This is a genomic window from Schaalia turicensis ACS-279-V-Col4 (assembly GCF_000296505.1).
Taxonomy (GTDB): domain Bacteria; phylum Actinomycetota; class Actinomycetes; order Actinomycetales; family Actinomycetaceae; genus Pauljensenia; species Pauljensenia turicensis_A.
Genome location: NZ_JH815208.1, coordinates 591,967 through 616,331, shown reverse-complemented (window position 1 = coordinate 616,331; position 24,365 = coordinate 591,967). Strand labels below are relative to the sequence as shown.

Below are 24,365 nucleotides of genomic sequence, written 5' to 3'. Positions count from 1 at the left end.
TGGCCCGGGTGTTTCACCCGGGCCAGGCCTCGTCATTATGATCGCGGACGGTACTGCTAAGCTCACGCCGAAATCAGCGGAGTAGCAGCTCAGTCTGCGCGGGGCGAGAGATCCGCCAAACGGCGGACGGTCGCCAGCGGTGTCAGATCAGCGGGTAGCGGACGATCGTCGCTTCACGACCAGCGCCGACGCCGATCGACTGAATGCGACAACGCGACAGCTCTTCGAGGCGCGCGATGTAATCCTGCGCGTTCTTCGGCAACTCTTCGAAGGTACGGCAACCGGTGATGTCCTCTTCCCAACCGGGCAGTTCTTCGTACACCGGGACAGCGTTCTCGAAACCGACCTGGTCAAGAGGCATTTCTTCCATGCGGACACCATCGACCTCGTAGGCGACGCAGACCGGGATGGTCGGATAGCCAGAAAGCACGTCGAGCTTCGTCAGGCAGATGTCGGTCAGGCCGTTGATGCGGGTCGCGTAGCGCATGACAACCGCGTCGAACCAGCCGGTGCGGCGAGCACGACCGGTGGTCACACCAAATTCGCCACCTTTGTGACGCAGGGCCTCACCGACCTCATTATCAAGTTCTGTCGGGAACGGGCCTTCACCCACGCGCGTCGTGTACGCCTTCGCAACACCGACAACGCGGTCGATGCGGGTCGGGCCAACACCGGTGCCAGTCAGCGCACCGCCGGCGGTCGGGTTCGACGAGGTCACAAACGGGTACGTGCCATGGTCGATGTCGAGCATGGTGGCCTGACCACCTTCAAAAAGCACCGTGTCGCCACGATCGAGCGCGTCATTCACTTCGAGGGACGCATCGCAGACCATCGGGCGGATGCGATCGGCATATGCGAGCAGTTCTTCAGTGACGGTGTCAGGGTCGAGAGTTTCCATGCCGACGGCTGCGAAAACCTCATTTTTCGGGGCAAGAGCTGCCTCGATCTTCTCGCTCAGCGTCTTCGGGTCGAACAGATCCTGAATGCGGATGCCAACGCGGTTCATCTTGTCCGCGTAGGTCGGGCCGATGCCACGGCCGGTTGTGCCGATCTGGTTCTTCCCGCGAGCGCGCTCGTTCGCCTGGTCCATCAGACGGTTGTAGCTGGGGATGATGTGAGCATTGGAGGAAATCTTCAGGCGCGAGCAGTCAACGCCACGCGATTCCATTTCGGCCAATTCCTGGAACAGAACATCAATGTCAACGACGACGCCGTTGCCGATGATCGGGGTAACACCCTTGGACAGGATGCCCGCGGGCAACAGGTGCATCGCGTACTTTTCACCGTCGATGACGACAGTGTGACCGGCGTTGTTACCGCCGTTGAACTTCACGACATAGTCAGTGTTCTGGCCGAGCTGGTCGGTCGCCTTACCTTTACCTTCGTCGCCCCACTGGGCACCGAGCACGATCACGGCTGGCATGGGTTTCTCCCCGATATTCTTGCTATACGTACGACTGTGGCCGCACCTCGCACAATTCTACCGAGATTTACGCCAGCGCGTGAGCAGTAACAGCAGACACGCTTAACGCATACGCCTTCACGTACGCATTAAGCAATAGAAATCTTACTCCGCCCCTTCAGTGGGGGTTTGTTTGGGCGGGCGGCCTCGTCCCCGAAGTGGCTGAGCCTTTGCTTCACGCCCCGCATCCTTCAGCGCGCGACGCAGAATGATCTCAATCTGCGCGTTCACACTGCGCAGATCGTCTGCCGCCCACTTGGACAACGCCTCGTGGACGGCAGGATCTAAGCGCAGAAGAATTTGCTTGCGCTCATTCTTCGGAGTCATTTACTCACCCGGCGATTCGCTCCCCAATACCAACCCAGCAGGTCAGTACAGCGAGCCCGCATTCACGATCGGCTGAGTGCGTTGATCAGAGCAGAGCACGACCAGCAGGTTCGACACCATCTGAGCTTTGCGTTCATCATCAAGCGACACGATGTCATTGTCTTCCAGACGGTTCAGCGCCTGCTCAACCATGGTGACCGCCCCTTCAACGATCTGCTCACGGGCAGCGATCACAGCACCGGCCTGCTGGCGCTGCAACATTGCCTGCGCAATTTCGGGCGCGTAAGCGAGAGACGAAATACGAACCTCGACGATTTCAAGACCAGCCAGTTCGACGCGAGCCGCAACTTCGCGCGCAAGTTCAGCGGAGACGACGTCTGTACCGCCACGTAGCGAGGTTTCGCCCGGGCCGGGCTCGTCATAGGGGTGCGAAGTGGCGACGTGACGTAGCGCCGACTCCGCCTGAGCCTTGATGAATTCCTCGTACTGCTCGACTGCAAAGACCGCGCGCGCCGTGTCAGCAACCTGCCACACGACGATCGCCGCAATATTCACCGGATTACCGTCGGAATCGTTGACTTTCAGCTCGCTCGTCTCGAAGTTATGGACCTTGACGGAGACCTTCTTGCCATTCGTCAACGGCGGTACCAGCACCAGGCCCGTCTTGCGAACCGTGCCAACGTACTTGCCGAAGAACTGGCGAACCGAGGTCTGGCCAGGAGAGATGACCGCCAAGCAGGGCATCAACACCATGACGAGGAGGAACATGACCGAACCGGAAACGATTCTTGCGACACCGCCCGCTTCGCCAGCGTCATCCGCGATCGCACCTGTAACGAACAGGTAGATCGAGTAGCCGAAACCTGCGAGCAGGATCAAGGCCATCGGGAAGGCGATCGCCGATCCGAGTGCCGGCGCCTTCTTTTCCGCAATATTCACGCGCGCTTTTGCTTCAGCAAACGCATTATCAGCTACGCCTTTGACGTTGATGTGCTCTTCCTGAGCCACCGAGTGCGACATCAGTTCTCCTTTGCGACTCGCGCCAGCCGGTCGGCTAGCTCCACACGAGTGCGATATCAATATGATATCTATTTTTTACTCCGCGTCAATAGCATGTTTTTGTCTGGGTACAGTGGGCGGTCTCGTGCATCATTCACGATCGCGGACCATCGACAATTCGCGAGGCCACGCGCGCAACGCCAGCCGAAATAGGTGCTCACGCAGAATGCGTGGCACATCTGGCCAGCTGAAGGCAACCCGGATGAGCGCTCAGGAAAGAAAAGACGTACAAGGCGACGAAAATGGGCTTTCAACTGGGAAAACATCGCCTTACACGACAAAAACCGACGCCTGCCACCACCCAAACTCCGCCGAGCACCCACACATGCCTCATGCTCGCGCTCTTACGCAAGAGAAAACACGGGCACGACGAAAAAGCTGGCGACACCTACCTCAGCTGGCATCACCTACCTCGCCAGGCAATGCCTACCGTAGTTGACGGTTACCTCACTTAACCGCGGCAGCCTCCGCGCGGACGGAGGCGACCTCGTACAGGGCGATGCCGGTTGCGACAGCGGCGTTCAACGATTCGACCGCGGACGAGATCGGGATGGACACAATCTGGTCGCAGGTTTCGCGGACCAGGCGGGACAGGCCCGCCCCTTCGGCGCCGGTGACAACGACCAGCGGCGCGTCGGCGAGCTTCAACCCGCGCAACGACGCGTCTCCCCCGCCGTCAAGGCCGATGACGAACATACCGTTCTTCTTGCATTCCTCGAGGGCACGGACCAGGTTGGTTGCGCGCGCGACGGGAACTCGGGCGGCTGCGCCAGCAGAGACCTTCCACGCGGTGGTGTTGACACCTGCGGAGCGACGTTCCGGGATAATGACACCGTCGGCGCCAAACGCTCCGGCGGAACGGAGAACTGCGCCCAGGTTGTGCGGGTCGGTCACTTGGTCGAGCGCGACCAGCAGGGGCGTTCCAACCTTCTGGAAGGATCCGACGATCAGGTCTTCGACGTGCGAGTATTCGTATCCGCGCACCTCAACGGCTACGCCCTGGTGGACTGCGCCGTCGGTTGCGACGTCGAGGTCGCGACGGGTGACCTCGAAAACAGGGGCCCCCATGTGGGTGGCGAGGCGGATGACCTCTTCGACGCGGTCGTCTTTCACATTGTCGAGCACGAAGACACGTTCAATCGGCACGTTGGCGCGGACAGCTTCGGCGACGGGGTTGCGACCGGCGATCAGTTCGTGGCCGGGTGCGACCTTGATGGATGACTTGGCACGTGCGCGCGCGATCGCTGCTTCCCGAGCTTCGCGTGCTTCCCTCTGGATCTTGCGCTTGTACGCGGGATGGTAGGTCCGGTCTTCAGCCTTCGGGGTCGGCCCCTTACCTTCGAGCCTACGACGCGAGTGCCCGCCGGTGCCGACTTTCGCGCCCTTCTTCGATCCGGGTTTGCGCACTGCGCCGCGACGACCGTCGTTTCCCGCCATGAGTTTCACCTATCGTTCGTTGGTCTCGCCTCCCGGCGAGCAGTTCAGATAGCAAGCCTATCGGCTCCCCGACTGTTTTCCCGCACGATATCGCCATTTGCGGTAGGTATCACGGCGCACTTTCTCTTGTTCACCAATTGACGAGGCCGGAACGCCAGCGATTTCCAGCTTTCGCTCCGATTATCGGCCTTGGCAATTCCTCGCGCGAGAGACGTGCCTGCGATCAACGGAAGGTCAGGCGAGTTTCCAGGTTGCTCCATCGCGCCCGTCAGCGACTTCGATTCCCGCGTTCGCGAGGCGGTCACGAAGAGCGTCTGCGCGTGCCCAGTCCTTTTCGGCGCGAGCCTGCGCACGTTCTTCGATGACGGCCTGAACGAGGGTGTCGAGCGCATCGTGTTCGTCAGATCCCGCACCTCCAGCTGTTCCAGCGGAGCCTAGTCCGCTTCGCCACTGCTCGGATGCGGGGTCAAGTCCGATGACATCAAGCATGGAGCGCACCAACTGCTGTTCACGTCGGACCGCTTCGGTGTCGCCCGCTTCGATGGCAACGTTGCCGGCCTTCATGTGCTCGTAAATGACGGCAAGTGCTCCAGCCACGTTCAGGTCATCGTCCATTGCGGTCACGAAGCCCTCGGGTAGTTCGGACGCAGGCAGTGCAATTTCGGAAGCGGGAACCTCGTCTGCAATCGCGATCGCGCGTTCCACGAAGGCGGAAAACTTCGCCCATGCAGCGGCAGCAGCCGGCATGGTTTCAGGGCCCCACTCAATTCCACTGCGGTGATGAACGGTCGAAAGCGCCCACCGAACGGCAGCAGCCGGATGCTCTGCAGTCAGAGCGTCGATGGAGAGCACGTTGCCCAGCGACTTCGACATTTTTTCGCCCTTCATGGTGACCCACGCGTTGTGAACCCAGAGGCGCGCGAATCCCCAACCTGCTCCGTGTGACTGCGCTTGTTCATTCTCGTGGTGCGGGAATCGCAGATCGATTCCACCGCCGTGAATATCGAATTCGTCACCCAAATAGCGCCGCGACATCGCAGAGCATTCGAGATGCCAGCCCGGGCGGCCTCGTCCCCACGGAGAATCCCAAGCCGCAGTTTCCGGCTCGCTTGCCTTGGCTGCCTTCCAGAGCGCAAAGTCGCGAGGGTCGCGCTTGCCCGCTTCCACGGCGGCGTCGATCTGCGCCTCGTCTTCGGTGGTGCGCATGTCGTCGAGCTTCTGGCGGGTCAGCGACCCATAATCGTCCTGGCTGGCGACGGAGAAGTAGACGTTGCCCTGGCCGTCGGCGTAGGCGTGCTCGCGCTCAATCAGGCGGTTAATCAAGTCAATCTGGTCCGGAATATGCCCGGTCGCGTGAGGTTCGTAGGTCGGTGGCAGAACACCGAGGGTCGCATACGCTTCGGTGAATTCGCGCTCGAAACGCTGCGCCCACGCCCACCATTCAACGCCCGCGTCGGCGGACTTGTTGAGGATCTTGTCATCAATGTCGGTGACGTTACGGATGTAAGTGACGTCCAGACCATTGCGCTTCAGCCAACGAATCAGCGAGTCGAACGCGACGGCCGCGCGCAGGTGTCCGACGTGTGGCGCACCCTGCACCGTCGCGCCACACAGGTAAATCCCCACTTTCCCCGGGTTTACAGGAACCAGTGGCTGCAGGGTGGCGGACTTCGAGTCGTACAGGTGAAGCGTCATAGTGCCATGCTACCCGCGTCGGCTCCCACGGTACGAGGCCGCCTCCACTTTTAGGACTGCGTAACGCGACGAAAGGGCGGGGTGGCGCAGGGGACAGGCGTTTCGGAAGCTCAGTTTCTGGGCGTGATCTTTTCTTCGATCAGAGCACGCAGGGCGTCGGCGTCGTTCGGCAGGCTCACGACGCGTTGCTCGCCCCCCTCAATATCGGCGAATCGGGCGGGAACGGTGGGTTCATGGCCGGTTGCCTCGCGGATCGTGTCGGCAAACTTCACGGGAAGCGCAGTTTCCATGACGACGGTCGGCCCGCCCAGGCGCGGTGCCCACTGGCGTGCGACGTGCATGCCGTCCGCGGTATGCGGGTCCAGCAGGTAGCCGTCGTTTTCTTCGGTGAAGAGAATCTGTTCCAGGCGGTGGGCATGGTTTGAGGTGCCCGACACGAAGCCGTAGTTTTCGCCAAGGGCGGCAAATTCTTCAGTGCCGGACAGATCGAAGAAGCCGTCCGAGTTCAGGACCTCGCCGAACAGCTGAGCGGTACGCTCCCCGTCGCGACCAAGCAGGTCGAAGATAAAGCGCTCGAAGTTGGATGCCTTCGAAATATCCATCGACGGCGACGAGGTTGCCAGTGTTTGAGCCGAAGAACGAACGCGGTAGACACCGGTGCGGAAAAACTCGTCAAGAACATCGTTCTCGTTCGTGGCCACAACAAGCGTTCCCAGTGGCAAGCCCATCTGTCGCGCCACATGGGCTGCGCAAATATTGCCGAAGTTGCCCGAGGGAACGACGACGTTCACTCGGCAATCCAGGTCGAGGCCACCGTCCGCACCTCGTGCCACCTGCAACCAGGTCGCGACGTAATACACAACTTGGGCGAGCAGGCGCGCCCAGTTGATCGAGTTAACCGCGCCCAGATGCCATTTCGCCTTAAAGTCAGGGTCCATGTTGACCGTCTTCACCAAGTCCTGACAGTCATCGAATACGCCCTCAACTGCGACGTTCACAATGTTGTCGTCCAGCAGAGAGAACATTTGCGCGCGCTGGAATGGCGTCATGCGTCCGGCCGGAGTAAGCATGACGACCGACAGGCCATTCCGGCCTCGTAGCGCGTACTCGGCAGCAGAGCCGGTATCACCACTGGTCGCACCCACAATCGTCAGCCAATCTCCACGGCGGTCGAGCTCGTACTCGAAGAGTTCGCCAAGCAACTGCATCGCCATGTCCTTGAACGCTGCCGTCGGGCCGTTCGACAGGTGCGACACCCAGACTCCGGACTGGAGGTGCGTAACCGGAACGATCGCCGGGTCACTGAACGCGGGCGTGCGGTAGGCGCGAGCGGTAATCGCCTTCAGGTGCTCGGAGGGAATGTCGTCAATGAACAGTTCAAGGACGCGGGCAGCGAGCGCCGCATAGCCTTCATCTGCGAGGACTCGGCTGAGTTCTTCGAGGTCTGTCGCGCCCAGTTGCGGGTAGCTTTCAGGCATGTAGAGGCCGCCGTCGGGAGCGAGGCCCTCAAGAAGGATGTCGCTGAACGAGCGCGCGTTGTCGGCCGAAGATTGGCGAGTCGAAATGTACCGCATGCGCCGATCCTATCGGGGTCAGGCTGTCGTGCGAGCTCCGTCCCAAATCCGCGTCGCACCGGCTAGCCTTGAAGCATGACTGACACCGCTCACTCCACTCCCGTCCCCTTCCGCGTTGGCCAAGCGATCGACGTTCACGCGTTCGCAGTCGCAGACGAGTGTGGGAATCTGCCCGACAAGACTCTCATGCTCGCGTGTTTGGAGTGGCCGGGCGAAACCCCACTGGAGGGTCACTCTGATGGCGACGTTGCAGCTCACGCAGTGTGCGACGCGATTTTGGCGGCGACCGGCCTGGGCGAAATGGGAAGCGTGTTCGGGACCAGTCGACCCGAGTGGTCGGGCGCATCCGGCGAACAATTCCTTGTCGAGGTATGCCGAATGGCGCGCAAAGCTGGCTGGCACATCGGTAATGCGACCGTGCAGGTGATCGGCACAAAGCCTCGCATGGCTGCGCGTCTACCCGAAGCGTGCCAGCGGATGAGCGAAATCGTCGGCGCGCCCGTTTCCGTCAGCGCCACGACGACGGACGGGCTTGGGTTTACGGGACGAGGCGACGGCTTGGCAGCAACAGCGGTTGCGCTCGTCGTTCGGGCTCAGTAGTTCGCCAGCGCGAACGAGGTCACGGGGAAACCGCGGGTGAGTACCGCGAAGAAAACGGCGATCGAGATCCCCCGCGACAAGCGCACCTCAAGAATCGGGAAGAGAACAGAGGCGAGCAGGCAGAAAGAGTCAGCCCGCTACTCCCCCATTACTTTTCGAGGTGCTCCAAGTGTGCCTCGTCTGCCTTGACCGGGATGGTCAGGACCAAGCCAACGGCGAGGATCAGGATGATACCGAGGATGCCCCAGTAGGTGTAGTCGCCACCGGTGGACTGCGCCTTGCCGATCTTCAGGAAGACGCCGTACATGAACGGCGCCAGGAAAGAGACGGCGCGGCCGGTGGTCGCGTACAGGCCGAAGACTTCGCCTTCACGACCTGCGGGGATGATACGGCCGAGGAACGAACGGGATGCCGACTGGGTCGGGCCGACGAAGATGCAGAGCAACAGGCCAAGGCTCCAGAAGACGATCGAGCCGTGCGCGTGGAAGAAGAAGACGCCCAGGCCGAAAACGACCATCGAAGCGAGCGAGAAGATAATGACCTTTTTCGGGCCAATCTTGTCGTCGAGAGCGCCGAAGCCGATGGTAGCTAGGCCCGCCACGACGTTCGCGGCGATTGCGAAGACCATGACGTCACCGGCGGAGAAACCGAACGCGGACTTTGCCAGGATTGCACCGAAGGTGAAAACGCCTGCCAGGCCGTCGCGGAAGACGGCGGAAGCCAGCAAGAAAAACAGTGTATGCGGCGCTTCGCGGTGCAGGCCCTTCACGGTCTGCCAGAGCATACGGTAGGAGTCGAGCAGAGATTCTTTCGAATCATCGTGGTGCAGGACTGACGGTTTCGGCGGGTGCAGCACGACCGGCAGGGCGAAGAGACCGAACCAGAGTGCCGCGATGATCATCGCGATACGAATATTCAGACCGTTGTCGGTGGACACACCCAGCAGGTTCGGACCAATCAAGCCGACGTAGAGGATGAGTAGCAGGACGATGCCACCAACGTAGCCGGCTCCCCAGCCAAGGCCGGAGATACGCCCCATGTCCTTCTTGTCAGCCAGGTGGTTGAGCATCGCATTGTAGTTCACGGACGCGAACTCGAAGAAGATGTTGCCGACGCCCAGCAGTGAAATACCGAGCCAGAGCGACGCGTTCGGCCCGATCGACGATTCGGGGGCGACGAAGAACATGGCGAGCATCGACAGGACAACCGCGCCGGTAAACCAGCCGAGCCAGACACCGCCCTTACCACGACGGTCTGCGCGCTGGCCGGTAATCGGCGCGAGAAGAGCGATGATGAGGCCTGCGACCGTCAACCCGATCGACAGGTGCGAGTTCGCGGTTCCCGCATCGGTGAACAGCCCATCGCTGGTCAGGTAGGTGGAGAAGACGAAAGTGGTGGCGACAGCGTTGAACGCTGCCGACCCCCAGTCCCACGCTGCCCATTCAATGACGGGGCGCGTCAGGATTTTCGTTTTTTCTTTTGATGCCACTGGGGTGTTCGGGGTGGATGACATTCGTTTCTCCTCGGACATACGTCCGCTGCTTTGGGCGCTGTCAGTGTTGCTGACATCTGGAACTTAACACGAAGAGGAGCGAAATTTGATTTCTTGAACGTTTCGTGGACGTGCAAGTCGGTCGCATTATCTGCCTTGTGTCCCCGTTCTAGTCCCTCATTGACGAGGCCACACCGGGCATCTTTCTTACCCCGCTGTGGCAGGCAAGCTGGCAGTTTTCAGGATTGATCGAGTAGAAGTGTTGCGAGCGCAAGGTCGAGCCGGGTTGTGACTTTCATGGAGAGAAGGTCGCCAGGGACTGTCATCACTTGACCACCCGCGTCTTCCACAAGACCCGCATCATCGGTCGCCGCTGTACGTTCATTTGCTCCACGAGTCCGGGCGGACTCGTGCGCTTCGCGCAAGGTGGACCACGCGAATCCTTGAGGTGTCTGCACGCTGACAAGGGCGGAACGGTCGATGGTTGCCATCACCGGGCGCAGTCCGATGCCGAGGTGTGCTGACGCGGTGGAGTCGCCAACTTGTTTGAGCGTGTCGGTCACTGGCAGAACCGGGATGACAGCGTTGTATCCCAACGTGACGGCTGCAATGACGCGACGAATCGCGTCTGGCGGAGTCAAAGCTCGCGCGGCGTCGTGAACAAGGACGGGGGTTGAAGCGTCAAGGCACATCCCGTGGGTTTCGGTGAGGGTTTCTAACGCATCCAGTCCGAGGGCAACTGAGGCTTGACGCGACGCGGATGATCCGGCAACGACAAGAACAGGTATTGAACAGGATTCGCCCTGCTCGCTTGTAAGCGTGATACGTCCATCTGGAAAGTAAGTGGCGAAGGTATCGACCTGATCGGCGGGAGCTGTCACGACGATGCCTGCAACACCAGCTTGAGCTAGCCCGCGGGCGGATCGTTCAAGAAGAGTAGTGCCAGCAAGCTCAACAAGAGCTTTGGGACCGTCACCCCCCAAACGGGTGCCGGAGCCTGCTGCTGTCAGGACTGCAAGAGCGGTTGACATTGAGGATCCGAAGTGTGACGGGTCAGGTCACTCAGCGTCTACGGCGTCTTCAGGGGTGATACGACCTTCGGCGAGGATTTCGTCAAGGCGAGCAGCTGCCTGTTCTTCGGTGATGTTACGCGCCAACGCAAGTTCAGAGCAGAGGATCTGACGAGCCTTGGTCAGGGTACGCTTTTCACCAACGGAAAGCTTCTTCAGATCGTCGCGACGCGTCAGGTCACGAACAACTTCAGCGACCTTCACGATGTCGCCGGTTGCGATCTTCTCTTGGTTTGCCTTGAACCGGCGGGACCAGTTGGTGGGCTCTTCAACGTAGGGGGCACGAAGAACCTTCAGAACCTCTTCCAGCCCATCTTCACCGACAACTTCACGCACACCAACAAGGTCAACGTTATTTGCGGGAACCTGAATGGTCATGTCGCCCTGTTCGACGCGCAAGGTCAAGAACGTGATCTCTTCACCACGCAACGTGCGCGTAGAGATCTCTTCGATCGTGGCTGCACCGTGGTGCGGATAAACGACCGTCTGACCAATTTCGAACGTCATGAGAGCTCCCTGCAGATATGCGACTAGCGAATACAAGTCTACCATTTGCACCCGTTTCCTACCCGACTAGGCGCTGGCGGGCCGAAGCCACTCACGAGGGGCGGCACTCGGTCCACCCCCGCGATCTACTTCACATGTGGATTCAAATCAGCACAATACAAATGGGGCGAATCCACTTTCGCGGATCCGCCCCACTCGTTCAGCTATCTAGATGCTCACTTGCCCTGGTTGGCGACAGCAGCAATCTTTGCTTCTGCCTCGGGATCCAGGTAGGTGCCACCCTTCTTGATCGGCTTGAGGGTTTCCTCATCCAGCTCGTAAACAAGCGGGATACCGGTCGGGATGTTGACGCCTGCAATGTCCTCGTCGGAGATTTCGTCGAGGTGCTTGACGATGGCGCGCAGCGAGTTGCCGTGTGCGGCGATCATGACGGTCTTGCCGGTCTTGATTGCCGGGACGATGGTGCCGTCCCAGTACGGGAGCAGGCGCTCAAGGACGTCCTTCAGGCATTCGGTCATCGGGATCGGCTCGCCTGCGTAACGCGGGTCGGTGTCCTGGCTAAATTCGGAGCCAGCTTCGATTGCCGGTGGCGGAACGTCGTAGGAACGACGCCACTGCATGAACTGATCCTCGCCATATTCGTCGCGGATTTCTTTCTTGTTCTTACCCTGAAGAGCACCGTAGTGGCGCTCGTTCAGACGCCAGTTGCGCTCAACCGGGATCCAGTGACGATCGGCAGCATCGAGTGCGAGGTTCGCGGTCATGATTGCGCGGCGCAACATCGAGGTGAACAGGAGGTCCGGCAGAACGCCAGATTCCTTGAGGAACTCGCCACCGCGTGCGGCTTCGGCGCGGCCCTTTTCGGAGAGCGGCACGTCAACCCAGCCGGTGAAGAGGTTCTTTGCATTCCATTCGCTCTCGCCGTGGCGGAGCAGCACCAGTGTGTATGTCATGACGTCATTCTTCCATCTTCGAGGGGTGTTGTCATAGACCCCAAGGACCTATCTCAGGCGTGAGCCCTCTCAAACTTCGCGACGATGTCGGCGGGGATGCGCCCACGGTCGGAAACCTGGATTCCGTTTTCTGTGGCCCATGCGCGAATTTCACCTGCGCGCGACAGAGCTGCCGACGAGGCCACGCGTGAACCGCGGATTGCTCGACCACCGATACGGCGCGATGAAGAAATCCACTTTTCAAAATCAGCGGAAATTTCAGAAATGTGTTCTTCCGAGAGGTCAATTTCGTAGGTCACACCCTGGAATGAGAATGTAACGGTGTCTTTTGCAGGAGTTCCATCAATATCGTCAACGAGAACGACGTGCGTCTTCTTCATAAGGGGTCCTATTCACTCATTGATGTTCGATTGTTATTGTCCGGAGACAATCAAATTGTCTCCGGACAGAATATAAAATAAGAAAGAACCGACGCAACCGTTTTTAAATAGTGAAATTGAATACTTATAAAGTAAGACTAGAAGCGAGAGTTAATTGACCAAAACTCTCCGACGCGTGAACCAAGAGGGGTGTTTTGTTCAGTGGGGTCGACCTCGTAACCCTAGAGACGAAGCGCACAGGAGAAAATCTGCCACCAACTTCAATTGAGTTGATCGTTGTACCACATTGGATCTCAGCTAAGAACAAAGAGTACCCCTGCAGTTTGGAATCATGAGCGTCGCAGACATCACCGACTCTGATTACAACCAACAACCCCACCAAAAATGTCGAAGACTACGCAATGGCGCAATACATGTCAGGTGGTCGAATTGACCTGATGATGAGTCACGGAAATACAGATTCGGTTTACCCGTGGTTCGGAAAAAATATTCGCAACGGTATTCCGTTGGCCATTGAAAACTACGCTCTTCTACGCCGTTGATGGAGCGAAGATGATGTCGATTGGCACGGTAAATTCCGTACGTACGCCTTTGCACGGTTTCACTTCCACTCCACGCCCACTGGACGGAATTGCTCCATTTGTATGGCACGGCCCTATTCGCTCCCTCGAAATTACTGTACAGGTCGCCTATTACGGTGACTGTTTCTTCCACAACAGTGTTTTCTGGTCGCCAGAACACATGGTCCCCTGTACCACGAGCACTTTGAACACTACGGTCACGGTCCTGTAAAGAAGGCAATTGTCGGTCTGGGTGGTCAAGTCTTCATGGCACGCAAGTCGCAGGATGCGGTTCGTCCTCATTCACGCTGGAATGTCGGAGGAGTCTTCGACAGCGAAACGTGCCGATCGGATTGAGCGAGGCGTACGTGATCTTTTTGGACGTTTGGCACTTTCTGTTCACACTTCACATGACGAACCGTGAGATTCCGCCGTTTCTCAGCCAGAGAATGATTCACCTATACTCGATAACTTTTCTGAATCGGATATAGTTGAGACCTTGCGTCTCAGGTGGCCACGGACGCTGCCTCAGACCAAGAAGCCTCGCATTGGCCTGGGTTTGCTGACTTTGAAACGCCACTGAAGGGATGATCATGAGACGCGATGCTCGCGGACGCGCGTGGGAAACGTATTTCGTGACCACGGCACGTCTGACGAACGCTATCGAAGCCGCGCTGAAGGCGGAGTGCCACGTGACTCAGCCCGAATATAACGTGCTCCTTCAGGTGGCACGAGCTGGCGATGAAGGCATTCGCCCCTCCGCTTTGGCTCATGAGGTTGTATTCAGCCCCTCCCGCCTGACACACACTGTAAATCGGCTTGTCTCTCGCGGATACGTGGAGCGCACGACGTGCGTGGGTGACGGACGTGGTGGCCTGATTCTAATGACGGATGCTGGCAAGAAGTTCTTCGAAAAGGCTGCTGACGTGCACCGTGAGGTCGTTCGAGAGATCGTACTGAACGACCTGAGCGTAGAAGAGATCACCGTGCTCAACGAAGTGTTTGGTCGCATCGCTCGACGCATCGACGACCATATGGCCTGACCCGCTGTGCCTTCCAACCGCTTGCCTACCCTGCCCTATTGGGTTCGCTATATCAGCGCGACCCTTGCGACGGGGGTTACCGCCGGAATTGTTGGCTGGCTGTGTACTCGCCTTCTGCATGGAGTCGAGGCAGTGGTGTGGAATCATCACTCGGGCACATTCCTTGATTCTGTTTCTGCCTCCGTTTCATGGCATCGCCCCTTGATCCTGCTTGTTGCTGGCGTGTTAGGGGCTATTTCGTGGACTGTGATGTTCCAGAAGAATCCTCAGCTGACCAGCGTGAAGGCTGGGGTTGAGGGAGAGACGCTACCTCCGCTTCGAACCATCTGGCATGCCCTGACGCAGATTGTCTTGGTTGGCATGGGAGCTTCGATTGGCCGTGAAGTGGCTCCTCGTGAAGTGAGCGCCTCGCTCTCTTCCTGGCTATCTTCGCACTGCGGGTTGTCCGCCGAGGATCGCAGAATTATTGTCGCGTGTGGTGCGGGTGCCGGCTTGTCGGCTGTGTATTCGATTCCTATTTCCGGCGCTGTTTATGCTCTTGAAATTCTGCTTTTGTCCAAGCGCCCGAAGGCGGTTGCGACCGCTTCTTTTATTGCTGTTCTTTCCGTATTGGTGTCTACCGGCTGGCATCGACCTGCACCCTTTTATTCGGTTGAGCCTTTGAAGACGTCGTGGGGTCTTGTCGTCTGGGCGCTGATCATGGGACCCATTTTGGGTGCGCTGGGTGAATTGTTCCGAACGTGGGTTGACCGGTGCGAACAGGCTAAGCCCCGATCTGCTCACCTTCTTTGGTCACTTCCGCTGGCGTTCGTCATTGTTGGTCTTATTGCGATAGTGATTCCTTCGGTGCTCGGCAATGGGCAGGCGAGTGCTCAGACGCAGTTTGATGCTCGCTGGCTAGCTGGCGCTGGTTTGATCACGGCACTATTGGTCCTTGTGGCGAAGACGTTCACGACTCTTGTGACGATTCGTGCTGGGGCGTGGGGTGGAACGCTGACTCCTGGAGTCGCCTTGGGTGCCGGTATTGGCGCGGTGACTGGTTTGGTGTGGCAACAGGTTGTTCCCAGCGTATCGGTGGCTGCGTGTGTGTTTATTGGTGCTGCGATTTTCTTGGGTTCGTCGATGGCGGCTCCGTTAACCGGTTTGACTCTGGTTTTCGAGTTCACCGGTTTTGCAGGTCTTCCCATTGTTGGTTCTACTGGAATCGCGTTGGTTGGTTCGGTGTTGATGACCGCGTGGATCCGCAAGAGGCGCGAGGCTCGCAGGCTTGCCGAAGTCCACGCAACCGTGTCGATTCCACCTTTTCCTTCTTCTGATTGACGAGGCCGCGCACCTCAAACATCGCTTGGCGTTCTTAGTGCGCGACCTCGTAGCAATCTTTTTCACCCTTGGTCGAAGCACCCCGGCGGGCACTCCCCCTGTTGGGGCGTAGATTGCTTTTAAGAGCGACGATGGAGTGCAATAGCTCCGACGCCCATCAGTGCAAAGAGTGTGGCACCTGCAAGGAATAAGAGTGTTTGGGCACCGGTTTTCGCAAGGTGTTCTTCGGGCGGGGTGGGAGTCTTTTCAAAGAGCGCTGTCTGGTCTTCGTCGTTGATGTCAGTGTGGACAGCGATGGTTTGTCCGTCGTGTTCGAGGCGTTCGAACACGACGGTGGTCTTGCCGACCACCATGGAGCCGTCGATGGTGAAATCAACGTTTTCGCACCCATCAGCCTGGCTTGGGGTGAACGTCTTGGAAGCGGTCACAGGCTTGCCCTCAACCATCAGCGGCCCACCAGTAGCCTTATCCATCAACGTGCCCGACAGGGCGTATTCCCTGCCCTGTTTCAGGTTCGTGTAGCACACCTTGTCCGTGATCGTCACCGGGCCCGAAGAAGCGAGAGTCTTATCGCCGTCCACCTTGTCGGTCGCGGTGGTCTTCAACGTCGGCGGATTAGCCTCAACAACATACTGCTCGCTCTTATCAGTAACAGAGGTCGTAAAAGGAGCAACACGATCATCACCAGCAAACGAGGTGACAAACACGTACGTACCCGGCTCACCGTCTTTCATCTTGAACCCGGTTGACCCAACAGAGGGCTTAAAACCATGTGAAGCATCAACCTGCACTTCACTGATCGTCTCACCGGCCGCAACGTTTTCGTCAGTGACCGCCTGGCCTTCAGGGAAAAACACAAGCTTCTGCGTAAACGTCAGCTCGTCACCCTTAAACCCAGCCTTACCAGTGAAGTTCGGGTGAGACTCAGGCATTTCGGTGACGAACATGTCGTCGACAAGGTACGAGCCCGACTTGGTGGTACGAACCGACAAACTCGTATCCACATTCGCCTTGAAACGATATGACAGGGTTTCATCACCCAACCCGAACTGGTCGTGCCAGTCGGCGTGCACCAATTCCTTAATGTCAATCGCCGGATCACCAATCGTGCCAGGCTGAGCATCCTTGACAACCTTCCACACCCACGTGTAAAACCCAGGGGCTAAGCCTGCCACATCAACATTGACACTATGCTCACCAGGACCGGTAGCAGTAAACGACGCAGTCGCAACCACATGAGCATCTGCGGGAACCTCATCACGGGGGTCTACCGGCTCTTCGCCCAACGCATAGGCAGTGCCCTCATACACAACCGGAACCGGCTTGCCATCAATTTCCAGCCACTTACCATCACCATAATTCGGGTCAGCACTGGCAGTGATCGTGTCCGACAACGTCTGAGAATCAATCACCTTAGACGAACCCACATTGGACGTAGCAATCGGCTGAAAATCAAAAATCACCTCAAACGACGGACCCGCAACCGTCTCAGAACGCAGGCTTGAACTGTCGAACCAGATCACATCCTGGCGCACCCCCCTAGAAGAGGCATATCCCAAAGCAGAGTATCCAAGATTGTCATACTTAATACTCGAGTGAACCGTGCCGTTCGCTGTTGAACGCCATTGAATACCATCAATACGCGATGCGGTAGTTGTTCCCGTATAGGTGTTCGTCCCAGTCGCTTCGAAGACAGCCGGACCGTTCAAAGTGATAGTGAATGGTTTGCCCGCGATCAGAGTTCCATCAGCATTAGTAACACCAATGCCGTCAATAGTGCCAAAGCGCATACGCTCACCCGTCACCGTACCAGGTTTCCACCCAACAACACCGACCGCTTTTGCTTCAGCAACCATCTGACGAGCACGAGACTGAATGCTTTCGGGAACGGAAGCAAGAAGCGTATTCACATTCGCCTGAGCACGACGCGAGTTCTCAAAATTCACGTGAGCAAGAAAAGCAGTCGCAGCCGCATCAACATCGGTATTCGAAAACTCAAGCGAAGTTGGCGTATACCACTTCATGATGTACGCCATCTGCGCAATATCAACACTCAAATCAGCCGGACGAGACAAAGAAGGTTGAACCGTCAACTGACCGGGTGTCACGACCACCTCTGCTGCAGGATTGACTGCGTCAGCCTGAATACACAAACCAGGAACCGGCTGACCACTATAGGGAATCCACGTCCCCAACCAGCCAGACAATCCAGCAATCGGCACACCACGAACCCACGAACCCGCAGCAACAGAAGCAGGAGCCAAAGCAGTCAACGAGGCACACACAACCACCATCGTTACAAGAGAGGCTAAGATAGACCTCAGCCGTGAGTAGTGTGCCACCCTAGGCACAGAAGAATCCACCATCATCAAATTCCTTTCAACTGATGGGAATACATATGGAACCCACCAACTTGGCGATCAGCTTTGCGAGAAGTGGGTTTCACGACGACGCCTGTCGTTGCCATCAGTGTTCCGCTCGGCGCACGTGGGTGCGAGTGGACTGAAAAGAAATTGTGGATAAAAAAATGGGAACCTCACGCTTGTTGATAAGTGGGTGCTTCTGCACCTAGAAAGACGCAATTGACGGTAATCCCTGCTTCCAGTCGACTCTCGGAAACAGATCGAGTCTTTTCTTACAACGAATGCCGGTGTCATGGGTTCAACGCTCACTGCAACGAACCTGTTTACTCACCGTGGTTTCGACTACGTTTCGCGTAAGTCGAACGTCAAACGACTGTTGCTGAACAACTCAATAACAATCCGAGCAGTCTTGAACGACGGCACCTATCGGAGAAAATCAGACCCAAGCATCCGAGAACAGCAATCCGACCCAAAAACGCGCTGAACGAAGTTGGCCGCCCCTAGAGCCCCAGAAGATCCTTCGTACGCGTACCATGCGTCTCGATAGCATCCACTTCAGGACGACCCGACGCATGCGAAATATGCACAACCAGCATCTGCGCGGTTGTCAGCCACGGACTCTCAGAAGGCAACAAGCGCAACAAAGTCGAAGGCGTGACCGCACGGATCGGATCCAACAGCGCCGGAATTGTCGGTCGATGCGCGCACACAACAACCGCGTTCGTCTGGCGCACACACTGCGCAACAACCGCCGAAGCCGACGCAGGATCAGCCGCAACCGCAGCTTCCGTGAGCTCGTCGCGAACCTCAACCTGGCCTCCGCCGACGCTCGTCCACGGGCCAAGCGTCTGCTGGCAACGAATCCACGACGACGACACGGCGCGCTCAATCCCAAACGCACTGAGAACATCAACCAAGCCCATCGCCTGTCGCACGCCCAAGCGCGTCAACGGGCGCGAGGCCTCATCGCCTGCCCACTGAGTACGCGACACCGCTTTCGCATGGCGAACGAGGCCCAACGTGACGGTAACAAGCCTGCCTTCTTCCGCTCGCGCAACGAGCTCTTGGAGTAGTCGCCGGTCACCTCGGCGGGTGAGCATCTGCTCGGCTTGATCGGGTGACACCCAGCGTGTCTCATCAATTTCGCTGGCCGGAGCTGGCTTCACGGGAGTGCGAACGCGGGAAATAGCAGAGGGCTGCGACAGTTGTACAGGCGAAACGACTGGCTGTTTGTCCGCGGGTTCGGGCATGTGAGTAGGCACAGGAGCCGGTTTGAGAGCCTGCCCCTTCTTGCGGTTCGCGAAAATAGCCGGAGAAATACGAACTTTCACCGGTGTAGACACTGGCGCAGAAATCGGCGTAGCAGTCGCCATAGGCGCGATCGTTGACGTGTCAAGACCGGTGCGACGGTCATCGTCGGCCAGCGTGCCCACCCAGTAGCGAACTTCCTTCGTCTGTCCGGAGCCAAGCCGGTAGCGCTGAGTTGTCAGCGGAGCACCCAAAATAACGGAGGCGCCAGTTTCTTCTTCGACCTCGCGGATGGCGGCGCAGATGATCGGTTCGTTCGCTTCCGATTTACCTTTCGGCCACGACCAGTCCTTGTAACGAGGACGGTGAACCATGAGGACTTCAATGTCCTCGGGCACAATCACCTGCCCGGGAACGCCCCGACGCTCGGGATCAACGAAACGCCACACTAAAGCTCCCGCAGCGCGCACAAGGCGCGTCGGGACTGGAGCCGGGCGAATCGAACGAGACACCCCCTTAGCCTACCGGCACGGCGCCCCACCCGCTGAATCAACGGAGATCACACAGCAGTTGCGCGCCCGCCAAGCGACCACGCCGAGTTGCTGGCTCAACTTCAGAGCGCGATCCTCGTCGAGCGAACCCGCGCCACCCCTTGCGTTACCGCCCGATCACGCGCGACGAGGCCGCCTCCATCAACTCAACTTGCAGATCAACAAGGGGCGAGCCGTCTTTGTTCACCTGATGACGCTTCCAGTTTCCGCTCTTCTTCAGCGCCCACGATGAGGTCTTCGATGAAACGCCACGCCTAATCAAGTTTGCGAGATACTCAACCTGGTCGGGGTCGCTCATGCGAACCAATGCTTCAACGCGACGATCCAGGTTGCGGTGCATCAGATCGGCAGAGCCAATCCACACTTCTTCCTCACCGGGCCCCCCGAACGCGTAAATACGCGAGTGCTCCAGGTAGCGACCAAGGATCGAGCGGACGCGTATGTTTTCAGACAAGCCGGGAACTCCGGCGCGGATCGCGCAGATGCCTCGAACTTGAACGTCGACTTTCACTCCGGCCTGTGAAGCGCGATAGAGGGCGTCAATCACGGCCTCGTCGACCACGGAATTCACCTTGATACCAATCCACGCTTCGCCACCAGCCTTCTTGCGCGCGATCTGGGCGTTGATGCGTTCAATGAGCCCATCGCGAATCGACAGCGGGGCAACCAGCAGTCGGTGGAACGTCGAACGAGGCGCATACCCGGACAATTGGTTGAATAGGCGGGTCAGGTCCTGAGCGACCTCACGATCGCAGGTAAGCAGGCCAAGGTCCTCATAGCCACGCGCGGTCTTTGGATGGTAGTTACCTGTGCCCACGTGGCAGTAGCGACGCAAACCGTCGGCTTCTTGGCGGACGACCAAGGAGAGCTTGCAGTGCGTTTTCAAACCGACCATGCCGTACACGACATGGACGCCCGCACGCTCCAGTTTTCGCGCCCAGCCGATATTCGCTTCCTCGTCGAAACGGGCTTTGATCTCGACAATTGCAACGACCTGTTTGCCGGATTGCGCTGCTTCAATCATCGCCGACACGATCGGCGAATCACCGCTGGTGCGATACAGCGTCTGTTTCATTGCCAGTACATTCGGATCACGGGCAGCCTGCGTGATGAACGCCTGCACCGACGTCGCAAACGAATCGTAAGGATGATGTAGCAAAACATCATGCGAGCGGATCTGAGCGAAAATATCACCCGCACGCGCCGACTCGAACTCCGCCAAGCCAGCGGCGGTCACCGGCACGTACTTCGTGTACTTCAAGTCCGTTAGATCCAGATCATGCAATTCGTTGCAGAGCGTCAAGTCCAGCGGAGCCGGAACGCTGACCACGTCAGCCGGCGAAATCTCAAGCTTTTCGATCAGGAAGTCACGGACGAACGATGAAATCGTATCCTCAACTTCAAGGCGTACAACCGGGCCAAACTTACGGCGCAGAAGCTCTTCCTCCATCGCCGTCAGCAGATTTTCAGCATCGTCTTCTTCGACCTCAAGATCTTCGTTACGCGTCACTCGGAACCCGTGAGCTTCAACGATTTCAACACCGGGGAACAGGTGCTCAAGGTGCGCGCGCACCACGTCTTCGAGCGTGATGAACGTCGTGCCTTCATCAGTCGCCACATATGATTCCGCAGGCCCACCCCCGATCACAGAATCCACGTTGATCAGGCGCGGAAGCGACTGGGGAACCTTCACGCGCGCGAAGTGCAGTTTGCCTGTCAGCGGATTGCGGACAACAACCGCGAGGTTCAAAGACAGGCCGGAAATGTAAGGGAACGGGTGTGACGGATCAACCGCCAACGGGGTCAGAACAGGGAAAATCTGACGACGGAAGTAGCGGGTGAGTTGAGCACGCTGATCTTCAGACACATCATCCCATCGAGCCAAACGAATCCCCTGCTCAGCAAGTGCCGGCAGAATATCGTCCTGGAATGCACGCGCCTGACGCGCAGTCAACTCCTGCGTACGTGCCTGAATTCCCTCAAGCACCTGACGCGGTTCCAACTCAGACGCGCCCTTCTTCGCGATCCCCGCGGCGATGCGACGCTTCAAACCGGCAACGCGCACCATGTAGAACTCGTCCAAGTTCGACGAGAAAATCGCAGTAAACCAGGCGCGTTCTAGCAGTGGCAACGTTGGATCTTCCGACTGTTCCAAGACACGCTGGTTAAACGCCATCCACGAGATCTCACGATCCGCGAAACGCCCCTTCGGCAGTGGCTTGTCCTCTCCGATTGGCGCAGACATATCAACGTCAGTCGTCAAAGCGGGGAGCACAATACGAGGCGTGGCCACATCGTCGTCATACTCAGAATCCTCATGTTCAACGCCCACAAGCCCGCCAGCCTGCGACGGAGGCACAAACATCTCTGTTGCCCGAGCGGTCTGAACACCATTGGTCATCTGAGTCGCGTCCGTGTTCTGCGCATCATCGCGCTCGTCGGGCATGACCGGTCCCGGCCACGAGTCGTCGGGCGCAGAGAATGTGGGTTCGTCGTTCGACATGAGGGCCTCTTCAAGCATCGTTGCTTTATGCGCGTTGGCGCATTGAACTGCCTTCTATGGTGTCATTGAGCGGGCGTTTTCGCACGCCAAAAGGGCTTCAACGCACCAAAGAATCACAACGTGCGGACATTGTGCTCTTGCAGTGCCCTCGTACCCCGCCGACTCACTATTCGAGCGCACCAACATGCGCCTCACGCGCACTGACGGACAGCTCTTCCGCCGTCTTCAAAAGCGCCTTCGCACGCGTCGAAACCGGGTAGGCCAGCGGATCATTCGGATCCGTGATCCACGAACCGCCACCACCGAAACCAGCAGCCAGCACTCGCATCGCATTCGACGCGTCCGTGATGACCTCTTCCAGATCATCGTCCGTCAGCTCGCCGGTCAGCAGTCGTGCGACATCCGCCATCACGTCCGCTAACTCCGGCAAGTTCAGAGGGTGTTCCAGTCCCGGAACAATATCGGCGTGCGCCCCATCCACGTATCGCTCATCAACGAGGCCGGGCTCGCGTTCATACCACTCGAGTAGAAGATAGAGTCGCCACAAAGCACCCGGCAGAGTGAACTCCGGGCTACGCGACCAGAGGTGTGCCACCTGGTCCACGCCCAGGTTCCGGACAAGAGCCCGAAGACGAAGCGTGGCCTCGCGGTCAAAATCCTCATCGCCCACGCCCATCAGCGCCCACGCACTCGAATGCGCCAAGCCGGAACTTGCCGCCGTGTCCTCGTCGCCGACGATTGACTCCGCCTTCGTTGGCGTCAACATGGCGGGGCGACGCGGTGAACACGATTTAACCATTAGAAGAATCCTTATTACAATAGAGACAGATCTTTACGATCTTGGGCGGTTCACGCGCTTTGGCGCGACCGAAACCGCTGGGCCTATAGCTCAATGGTAGAGCAGCGGACTTTTAATCCGTGGGTTGGGGGTTCGAGTCCCCCTGGGCCTACCACCACTTGCTTCGTCGGCTTTTCAAATGCCACTTCACCTGCATGGTTGCAGATCAGTGTGCGCACCTGCCTTCCGCATAGCTCACCCCTTAGCCTTCCACATTGGGGGGTCTACCAAGAATCTTAGAATCCGACCCTTCGTCGGCTTCTCCGCATTCTCCTCATAGAGATGACTCGTCGCATCAAGGGGCGCAGAAACACCATGGCGACGGCACTCCAATTGCGTGACGCCAACTCGCTCATCGGACTTCGGGCGTAGCTGGGCGCACCCTGCGACACACTGGTTCAAAGAAGAAAAATCCCCCGCCGAAATTCGGACCCAAGCCCATCACAAAGCAACCCGCGTGCACGTCAGCCAGAACCGGGAACCGTAAGTCCGGCCAGAACTACGCTTCAGCGCTGGAAGCGCGGGGACGACGCAATCCAGACTGCAATGGAAATCAGCACGAGTCCACCCAGCTCACCCAGCGTTGGGAGCTGACGGAGCATCACCGCACCCACAATCGTCGACGTTGCCGGAAGCATCGCCGTAAACAGGGCAAAGGTTGCTGCGCTGACACGCGACATCGCCAAAGCTTCTAAACTAAACGGAATTACCGTCGACAGCACACCCACCACGACGAGCGCCCCGAACAAGTGCGCAGACGTAAAACCTCCGACGCCACCGGGAGCCAACACAACCGAACTGAACAGCGCACTCCAACCGAGCGACGCTGCCAGATTCGATACCGCCGACCGTTTCGACGCAAGCTTCTGACCGACCATGATGTAGCCAGCCCACGCAGTCGCCGCCAACAGAATCCAGACAATACCAGCCTTCACGCCGGGCGCATCAAGGTCCAACCCAAGCCCAGAGATCGACACAACCCCAGCAAACGCAAGGAGGGCGGCGATGCGTGGCGCTGGGCCTCGTCCCCTAAAAATCGCAACCAGAACGGGGCCCACGAATTCCAACGACACGGCCGCACCAAGCGGGAGGCGAGCGATGGCTTCGTAGAAGGTGGAGTTCATCGAAATGATGAACACACCGAAAACCATGGACGTCACAAGATCTTTGCGACTCCACTTTTCACGCCACGGGCGACGCCACGCGAGCAGGATGCTCGCGGCGACTAAAACTCGCCACCATGCGACCGAAGCAGGCGACATCTGTGCAAACAGGCCGATTGCAATAGCTGCGCCAACGTACTGGATCAGCGCCGAACCGACGATGAAAAACTGAGCGGGAACCCTGTCCAGCCCCGACTTTGAAGGAAGCGATGGCACCGCG

At 58.3% G+C, this 24,365-nt stretch carries 21 protein-coding genes and 1 tRNA gene; 6 read left to right on the top strand and 16 right to left on the bottom strand.

Annotation, left to right across the window (positions count from 1 at the left end):
• Window positions 1–142 precede the first annotated feature (142 nt).
• From HMPREF9241_RS02705 to thrC, 6 genes are all read right to left on the bottom strand, one after another.
• On the bottom strand, window positions 143–1,423 hold the full coding sequence (locus HMPREF9241_RS02705; protein ID WP_006680743.1) for an adenylosuccinate synthase: 1,281 nt from the start codon (window positions 1,421–1,423) through the stop codon (window positions 143–145).
• Window positions 1,424–1,567: 144 nt separating this feature from the next.
• Complete coding sequence (locus HMPREF9241_RS02700; RefSeq protein ID WP_006680742.1) at window positions 1,568–1,789, bottom strand: type II toxin-antitoxin system antitoxin; 222 nt, start codon at window positions 1,787–1,789, stop codon at window positions 1,568–1,570.
• Between the two features lie 42 nt (window positions 1,790–1,831).
• A complete protein-coding gene (locus HMPREF9241_RS02695) occupies window positions 1,832–2,809 on the bottom strand; it encodes an SPFH domain-containing protein (protein ID WP_006680741.1) in 978 nt (325 codons plus the stop codon).
• A gap of 486 nt (window positions 2,810–3,295) precedes the next feature.
• Window positions 3,296–4,285, bottom strand: a complete 990-nt coding sequence (rlmB, locus tag HMPREF9241_RS02690; protein ID WP_006680740.1) for a 23S rRNA (guanosine(2251)-2'-O)-methyltransferase RlmB — start codon at window positions 4,283–4,285, stop codon at window positions 3,296–3,298.
• 234 nt (window positions 4,286–4,519) lie between these two features.
• Window positions 4,520–5,980 (bottom strand): cysteine--tRNA ligase, encoded by a 1,461-nt coding sequence (gene cysS / locus HMPREF9241_RS02685; RefSeq protein ID WP_006680739.1) that lies wholly within the window; start codon window positions 5,978–5,980, stop codon window positions 4,520–4,522.
• 110 nt (window positions 5,981–6,090) lie between these two features.
• The gene (thrC, locus tag HMPREF9241_RS02680) at window positions 6,091–7,554 is read right to left on the bottom strand and encodes a threonine synthase (RefSeq protein ID WP_006680738.1); all 1,464 of its coding nucleotides are present in this window, start codon (window positions 7,552–7,554) and stop codon (window positions 6,091–6,093) included.
• Between the two features lie 75 nt (window positions 7,555–7,629).
• On the opposite strand from thrC, the gene ispF reads away from it, so the two are divergent.
• Window positions 7,630–8,154, top strand: coding sequence for a 2-C-methyl-D-erythritol 2,4-cyclodiphosphate synthase (gene ispF, locus HMPREF9241_RS02675; protein ID WP_006680737.1), 525 nt, complete (start codon window positions 7,630–7,632; stop codon window positions 8,152–8,154).
• Between the two features lie 148 nt (window positions 8,155–8,302).
• On the opposite strand, the gene HMPREF9241_RS02670 is transcribed toward ispF, so the two are convergent.
• The 5 genes from HMPREF9241_RS02670 to HMPREF9241_RS02650 form a co-directional block, all read right to left on the bottom strand.
• The gene (locus HMPREF9241_RS02670) at window positions 8,303–9,667 is read right to left on the bottom strand and encodes an MFS transporter (protein ID WP_006680736.1); all 1,365 of its coding nucleotides are present in this window, start codon (window positions 9,665–9,667) and stop codon (window positions 8,303–8,305) included.
• Between the two features lie 218 nt (window positions 9,668–9,885).
• Window positions 9,886–10,677: an IspD/TarI family cytidylyltransferase gene (locus tag HMPREF9241_RS02665; protein WP_006680735.1), complete on the bottom strand. Its 792-nt coding sequence runs from the start codon at window positions 10,675–10,677 to the stop codon at window positions 9,886–9,888.
• A gap of 27 nt (window positions 10,678–10,704) precedes the next feature.
• The gene (locus HMPREF9241_RS02660; protein WP_040318486.1) at window positions 10,705–11,223 is read right to left on the bottom strand and encodes a CarD family transcriptional regulator; all 519 of its coding nucleotides are present in this window, start codon (window positions 11,221–11,223) and stop codon (window positions 10,705–10,707) included.
• 215 nt (window positions 11,224–11,438) lie between these two features.
• On the bottom strand, window positions 11,439–12,176 hold the full coding sequence (locus tag HMPREF9241_RS02655) for a phosphoglyceromutase (protein ID WP_006680733.1): 738 nt from the start codon (window positions 12,174–12,176) through the stop codon (window positions 11,439–11,441).
• A 53-nt stretch (window positions 12,177–12,229) separates the two neighbouring features.
• The gene (locus HMPREF9241_RS02650; RefSeq protein WP_006680732.1) at window positions 12,230–12,556 is read right to left on the bottom strand and encodes a histone-like nucleoid-structuring protein Lsr2; all 327 of its coding nucleotides are present in this window, start codon (window positions 12,554–12,556) and stop codon (window positions 12,230–12,232) included.
• 356 nt (window positions 12,557–12,912) lie between these two features.
• On the opposite strand from HMPREF9241_RS02650, the gene HMPREF9241_RS09610 reads away from it, so the two are divergent.
• The 3 genes from HMPREF9241_RS09610 (at window position 12,913) to HMPREF9241_RS02635 (ending at window position 15,479) form a co-directional block, all read left to right on the top strand.
• Entirely contained in the window at window positions 12,913–13,098 is a 186-nt protein-coding gene (locus HMPREF9241_RS09610; protein WP_341532737.1) for an LLM class flavin-dependent oxidoreductase, read from the top strand.
• A 611-nt stretch (window positions 13,099–13,709) separates the two neighbouring features.
• The gene (locus tag HMPREF9241_RS02640) at window positions 13,710–14,159 is read left to right on the top strand and encodes a MarR family winged helix-turn-helix transcriptional regulator (protein WP_006680730.1); all 450 of its coding nucleotides are present in this window, start codon (window positions 13,710–13,712) and stop codon (window positions 14,157–14,159) included.
• Window positions 14,160–14,165: 6 nt separating this feature from the next.
• Window positions 14,166–15,479 carry a chloride channel protein gene (locus HMPREF9241_RS02635; RefSeq protein WP_006680729.1) on the top strand — a complete coding sequence of 438 codons (1,314 nt, stop codon included), beginning with the start codon at window positions 14,166–14,168 and terminating at the stop codon, window positions 15,477–15,479.
• Window positions 15,480–15,598: 119 nt separating this feature from the next.
• Here the strand turns inward: HMPREF9241_RS02635 and HMPREF9241_RS02630 are convergent, their stop codons facing one another.
• Entirely contained in the window at window positions 15,599–17,773 is a 2,175-nt protein-coding gene (locus HMPREF9241_RS02630) for a VaFE repeat-containing surface-anchored protein (RefSeq protein ID WP_040318360.1), read from the bottom strand.
• Between the two features lie 361 nt (window positions 17,774–18,134).
• Here HMPREF9241_RS02630 and HMPREF9241_RS09240 point away from each other — a divergent pair, with 361 nt between their 5' ends.
• The gene (locus HMPREF9241_RS09240) at window positions 18,135–18,326 is read left to right on the top strand and encodes a hypothetical protein (RefSeq protein ID WP_131367606.1); all 192 of its coding nucleotides are present in this window, start codon (window positions 18,135–18,137) and stop codon (window positions 18,324–18,326) included.
• A gap of 16 nt (window positions 18,327–18,342) precedes the next feature.
• On the opposite strand, the gene HMPREF9241_RS02625 is transcribed toward HMPREF9241_RS09240, so the two are convergent.
• The 3 genes from HMPREF9241_RS02625 to HMPREF9241_RS02615 form a co-directional block, all read right to left on the bottom strand.
• Window positions 18,343–19,539 carry an NUDIX hydrolase gene (locus HMPREF9241_RS02625; protein WP_006680727.1) on the bottom strand — a complete coding sequence of 399 codons (1,197 nt, stop codon included), beginning with the start codon at window positions 19,537–19,539 and terminating at the stop codon, window positions 18,343–18,345.
• 208 nt (window positions 19,540–19,747) lie between these two features.
• Window positions 19,748–22,162: an RNA degradosome polyphosphate kinase gene (locus HMPREF9241_RS02620; protein ID WP_131367605.1), complete on the bottom strand. Its 2,415-nt coding sequence runs from the start codon at window positions 22,160–22,162 to the stop codon at window positions 19,748–19,750.
• Window positions 22,163–22,310: 148 nt separating this feature from the next.
• Window positions 22,311–22,943, bottom strand: a complete 633-nt coding sequence (locus tag HMPREF9241_RS02615) for a hypothetical protein (protein ID WP_006680725.1) — start codon at window positions 22,941–22,943, stop codon at window positions 22,311–22,313.
• 79 nt (window positions 22,944–23,022) lie between these two features.
• Between HMPREF9241_RS02615 and HMPREF9241_RS02610 the strand changes: the two genes are divergently transcribed.
• Window positions 23,023–23,097 (top strand) — tRNA-Lys (locus tag HMPREF9241_RS02610).
• Between the two features lie 391 nt (window positions 23,098–23,488).
• Here the strand turns inward: HMPREF9241_RS02610 and HMPREF9241_RS02605 are convergent.
• Window positions 23,489–24,361 (bottom strand): EamA family transporter, encoded by an 873-nt coding sequence (locus HMPREF9241_RS02605; protein WP_006680724.1) that lies wholly within the window; start codon window positions 24,359–24,361, stop codon window positions 23,489–23,491.
• Window positions 24,362–24,365: the final 4 nt, after the last annotated feature.